Genomic DNA, 5,142 nt, shown 5'->3' with positions numbered 1-5,142 from the left:
ATGGTTTTTACTTTTTCTTTGGTAGCGTCATCGAAGCTAACGGAAGTCACTTTGCCCTTGAATAAGATGCCGTCATGAGCCGCGTTGAAATCAAAATCTACATCGATGCCAAGTTCTTGCAGCTGAGGTTTGGCTTGTTCTTTCGTAAGCGTCCCTTTCTTCACTTGATCAAAAATGGCTTTCACCTTGCTTTGAGTTGCTTCATCGAGATTGGTTGCTGCTTTTACCTTAACAGCCGTTGTCAGTTGTCCATTCCCGATAGATTGGGCAGGAAGCTCGGCAGCGAATGCGGACCCCAAAGAAGTAAGTGTGAGTACAGCTCCTAAAGCAGTTGTAGCGAGTGTCTTTTTCATAATTGTCAATCTCCTTCGTGAATGTATTTTTGTTTACGACCTCATTGTATGACCCCTATCTGGAGTTGCTATGAAGATCATGTAGAGTTTTGGTGGGGATTTTTCGGTCTCTCCATATAAACTCCAGATAGCACGGCTATACTAATTCAAGAGGTGATATCATAATGAACTATCAGATTCTTGTGGTAGAAGATGATCAAGAGATTCGGGAACTAATCAAACAGTTTTTAATGACCCAACACTATAGCGTTGAAGTTGCATCCGATGGAATAGAAGGCATGAAACAATTCAATAAGCAGTCCTTCGATTTAATTCTATTGGATGTCATGATGCCCAACCTGAATGGATTCGAAGTTGCCAAAATGATTCGGAGTCAGTCCAATGTTCCTATCATTTTGCTAACTGCTTTAGAGGAAGAACAGGATCAATTAAAAGGTTTCGATCTCGGAATCGACGATTATATTACGAAGCCTTTTTCCTTTCATGTATTGATACGGAGAGTCGAAGCCGTATTAAGAAGAAGCAAGGATCAAGGAACGAATAATGGTCTGGTGTTCAAGGAAATTCAAGTAGATTGCGATGCCTATAAAGTATACGTCAACGAGATTGAAATCCCATTAACGACAAAGGAATTTGAAATCGTCCAGCTGCTTGTTCAAAATGAGAAAAAAGTGCTTACCCGAGAAAGCATCGTCGAGAAAGTATGGGGGTACGATTATTATGGAGAGACGAGGGTCATCGATACGCATATCAAAAATATTAGAAAGAAGTTAGATATACCTTACATTAAAACGGTAAAGGGGATCGGCTACAAAATTGATGAGTAAATGGTTGGACATGCTGAAGATGAAGCGCATTACCTATAAGCTTTTCGTGACTACGTCTCTTATTTTGTTATCCTTTGCCGTCCTGATCTATGTATCGTTGTACTTCTTTCTCCCTACTTTTTATGAGCAGTACAAGACGAATCAGCTTCAGACCGGGATCGAAGAAATCATAACGAAATCGAAGGATCTTGATTTGCAATATGGCGTGCTTCTTCTTGATGCCTTTGCCAAAAAGAATAATGCAGTCGTCTATCTTCAAAATAAAGAGGGAGTCATCATTTACTCTCCCTTTTTTTCTTCGGTTCGCAAAGGCTATTCACTATCGGCGGAAGTGAGAGTCGAAAGAGCAAAACCAATCGTGAATTCAAACTCCTTCGATGTTGCCGTGCCCATTCAGTTTTTGGATGCGAAGTTAACGCTCGTCGTGTACGCTACCTTTCAACCGATTGATGAGGCCTCGCAAGTATTGGTACTTTTTCTCCCTTATTTAAGCGTTATCGTTATTGTGATTGGCATAGCCAGTGCTTATTTGTATTCGCGGTTTATTACGAAGCCGCTTCTTTACATTAATCAAGGTGCGCAGAAGATGGCGAACTTGGATTTTTCCGAACAAATCGAGGTGCGTTCTACGGATGAATTGGGGGAGCTATCGACCAGCCTAAATGAATTGTCCGTGAATTTGCAGCAAACGATGCAAGAATTGCACAATGCGAATCGGCAGTTAAAGAGCGATATTGAAAAGGAAAGAGCAGTAGAAACAAAACGCAGGGAATTTTTCGCGATTGCAGCGCATGAATTGAAAACTCCTCTTACCGTGATGAAAGGGTATCTGGAAGGAATGATCTATCATATCGGTCCATATCGCGATCGCGATCAATATTTGCAGAAAAATCATCAGATTGTCGAGGGAATGGAGCAGTTGGTTCGTGAGATTTTAAGCATGTCGAAGTTGGAGCGTGATACATTCAAGCTGCAGCTGGAAGAAGTGAATCTCTCGCAGCTCGTGGATAAAACAACTGCGGATCTTGAATATTTTGCGGCTCAGCGGGAAATTCAGCTTATGAAGCATATTGCCTCAGACATAATGGTTCACACTGATCGTCTGATGCTGGAGAAAGCGTGCAAAAATATCATCCATAATGCGATTATGTATTCTCCGCAGGGAGAAAAGGTATGCATTCAGCTAACCCAGGATGTGCAGGAGGGCAGCATTCAATTTCAAGTCATCAATACGGGCGTGAACATTAAGGAAGAGGACATGCAGCAGATTTTCGAGCCCTTCTATCGAGTTGAGAAATCGAGAAATCGCAACACAGGGGGCAGCGGACTGGGACTATATATTGTTAAGCAGATTTTTGATGCTCTGGGCATCACGTACTCTATGCACAACATCGAGCAGGGCGTACAATTTGCAGCTGTCATTCCGAAATCACGACAGTGAGCTTTTATAAGGGGCGGGCAATAAAATGGCCGTGCAGGATATGAAGAGAAGAGAGGAGTAACGCAAACAGGGGTCAAAATAGCAGTCTTGGCGGCACCAAGCGTATATGCGGGAATTGCCGGGGGAATGATGGATGAAAGATTCACAGAGGTTCAATATGCAAATGTGAAGCCGATAGTGAAAAAGCATGCGGAGTCGGATTCCATACCTGGCGTGGCATTGGATTGTGTCGGAATTAGAGCGGATAAGATGGGTAATAGGACGGGAATCACGCTATGAAAAAGGTATTAATTATCGAAGGTGATGAGCTCCTGCGGGAATCAATGGCTCATGATTTCAAGCAGGATAGATACATTGCTTACACAGCCAAGGATGGACAGCAAGGATTGGAGCTATTTGCAGCGCATGATTTCGACCTTGTGGTACTGGATGTCATGCTTCCGGAACTGGATAGTTGGGATGTATGTCGCCGTATCCGTGATGTGTCCAAGGTTCCTATTATTTTAGTTACGGCAAGTAGTGATGAGGAGGATACACTCCTTGGCTTTGACTTGGGCGCTGACGACTATGTAACGAAACCCTTCAAGCCTGCGGTTCTCATGGCACGAGCTAGGAGATTGCTGAAGTCTGCGAGTCCGGACGAGCAGCAAGACGATATTGTCTTGTGCGGCATCCATATGAATAAGTCTGCCCACAAGGTGTCGATTGAAGGGACGCCCATCAATTTAACTCATACGGAATATACGATCTTGTTGAGTCTTATGGAACATAAGGAGCAAGTAATTACTCGAGACACGCTCATTACAACGATATGGGGATATGAGCAAGGCGGAGGCGACAAGGCGCTGAACACACATATTCGCAACCTCCGATACAAGCTGAGGGATAAAGCTAAGCATATTACAACGGTCGTGCGGGTTGGATATAAATTTGAGGTTCTTAAATGAATGAAAAAAACAGCACCAGTGTCTCTCTACGATGAGGAGGGGGAAATGGTGCTGTTGCTATTTTTATTGCGATATAACAAATTTGCTCGCTTACTCCTCTAGCTCCTTGCCTTTCGTTTCCGTACCAAGCCAGAGGACGGCAACTGCACCGATTACAATGGTGACAAAGAACAGCCAGAAGATCGCACTAATGGCAACTTGGCGAGCGACGAGCATGCCGACAAGGTACGGAGCGATAATGCCGCCGACTCTGCCGAAGGATGCGGCAAGACCAACGCCTGTTGAGCGAACTTTGGTCGGATACAGTTCGGGCGTATACGCGTACATGCCTCCCCATGCTCCAAGGTTGAAGAACGATAAGCAAATTCCAGCTGCAATCAGCATGCCTTCCGTTGTTGCGCTGCCGAACCAAGCCGCACTGCCTGCGGTAAGCAGCAAGTACAAGACGAGGACGAACTTGCGCCCGAACTTCTCGATGAGGTAAGCGGCGGTGAAGTATCCGGGCAACTGTGCGAGCGTCATGATGAGTACGTATTCGAAGCTTTTAACCAAGCTGAAGCCCTTCAGCATCATGACAGAAGGCAGCCAGAGGAACATGCCATAATACGAGAAGACCACGGTAAACCACAATACCCACAGCATAATCGTAGAGCGGCGGTGCGGCCCAGACCATACTGCGACAAAGCGCTCACGGAACGACAGCTTCTGCTGTTCCGATTGCTTCGCCTGCTGAGTAAAGCGCGGTGGATCTTGAATTGCCTTTCTCAAGTAAAGTGCGTACAGTGCTGGAACGGCACAGATTAGAAATGCCGCTTGCCATCCGTATGTAGGAATCACGAAGTAAGCAATCAGTGCAGAAGCAATCCAGCCCGCTGCCCAGAAGCTCTCCAGCAGGACAACGGCACGTCCGCGTTCCTTGGCAGGAACGGATTCAGAGACAAGGGTTGACGCGACGGGCAGTTCGCCACCTAGACCCGCTCCAGCGATAAAGCGCAATATGCACAGCATCGTGAAGCTCGTTGCTGCTGCGGACAATCCGCTTGCAATCGAGAAGATGACCAGCGTCCAGAGCAGAACCGACTTACGGCCGTATTTGTCCGCTAATGCTCCTGCGAGTAGCGCGCCTACTGCCATGCCAATCGAATTAATGCTTGTAAAGAGTCCCGTCTGCTGCGGGGTTAAGCTCCATTCGGCTGCGAGTGCCGCCGCGATAAAGGAGATGATGCCGATATCCATCGCGTCGAACATCCAGCTCATTCCGGCACTCCAAAGCAACTTGCGCTGCTTCGGCTTATCCAACGTTTTCGCCGTATTCATTTCAGTATCTGCCTCCACTTGATATGAGTTTGGATATGGGTTTGTTCAGAAGATCACATGCTAGCTTTAGAACAAGCTTTAATGAGGGACCACTTGCTCTCTGATGTGACACCATTCACAGTATGGACTTTATCATAACAAATAAAGCTAATTTTGGTTATAAAAATTCACGAAAATTAGGCAAGGTTAGCTGATAGCGGGTCTTAGCCTAATCAAAAAAGCGATGCCTTCTATTTAATCGAAGGCATCGCTTGTCA

Annotated in this window: 5 protein-coding genes and 1 pseudogene; 4 read left to right on the top strand and 2 right to left on the bottom strand. The window is 45.6% G+C overall.

From position 1 onward, the window contains the following. Positions 1-353 (bottom strand): annotated as a pseudogene (locus tag AZ66_RS26655) (hypothetical protein); the annotation flags it as partial. Positions 354-514: 161 nt separating this feature from the next. Here AZ66_RS26655 and AZ66_RS26650 point away from each other — a divergent pair. From AZ66_RS26650 to AZ66_RS26635, 4 genes are all read left to right on the top strand, one after another. Next, positions 515-1,180, top strand: coding sequence for a response regulator transcription factor (locus tag AZ66_RS26650; RefSeq protein WP_197081778.1), 666 nt, complete (start codon positions 515-517; stop codon positions 1,178-1,180). After that, complete coding sequence (locus tag AZ66_RS26645) at positions 1,173-2,621, top strand: sensor histidine kinase (protein ID WP_044357665.1); 1,449 nt, start codon at positions 1,173-1,175, stop codon at positions 2,619-2,621. The genes AZ66_RS26650 and AZ66_RS26645 overlap by 8 nt, the downstream gene beginning before the upstream one ends. Before the next feature lie 87 nt (positions 2,622-2,708). Further along, a complete protein-coding gene (locus AZ66_RS26640) occupies positions 2,709-2,900 on the top strand; it encodes a hypothetical protein (RefSeq protein WP_044357664.1) in 192 nt (63 codons plus the stop codon). Further along, a complete protein-coding gene (locus AZ66_RS26635; protein WP_044357663.1) occupies positions 2,897-3,568 on the top strand; it encodes a response regulator transcription factor in 672 nt (223 codons plus the stop codon). The genes AZ66_RS26640 and AZ66_RS26635 overlap by 4 nt, the downstream gene beginning before the upstream one ends. 90 nt (positions 3,569-3,658) lie before the next feature. On the opposite strand, the gene AZ66_RS26630 is transcribed toward AZ66_RS26635, so the two are convergent. Continuing rightward, positions 3,659-4,885, bottom strand: coding sequence for an MFS transporter (locus AZ66_RS26630; protein WP_021259515.1), 1,227 nt, complete (start codon positions 4,883-4,885; stop codon positions 3,659-3,661). Positions 4,886-5,142 lie beyond the last annotated feature (257 nt).

The sequence above is a fragment of the Paenibacillus sp. E194 genome (assembly GCF_000935845.1).
Taxonomy (GTDB): Bacteria; Bacillota; Bacilli; order Paenibacillales; family Paenibacillaceae; genus Paenibacillus_B; species Paenibacillus_B alvei_B.
This window is presented reverse-complemented; position numbering and strand designations above follow the sequence as displayed.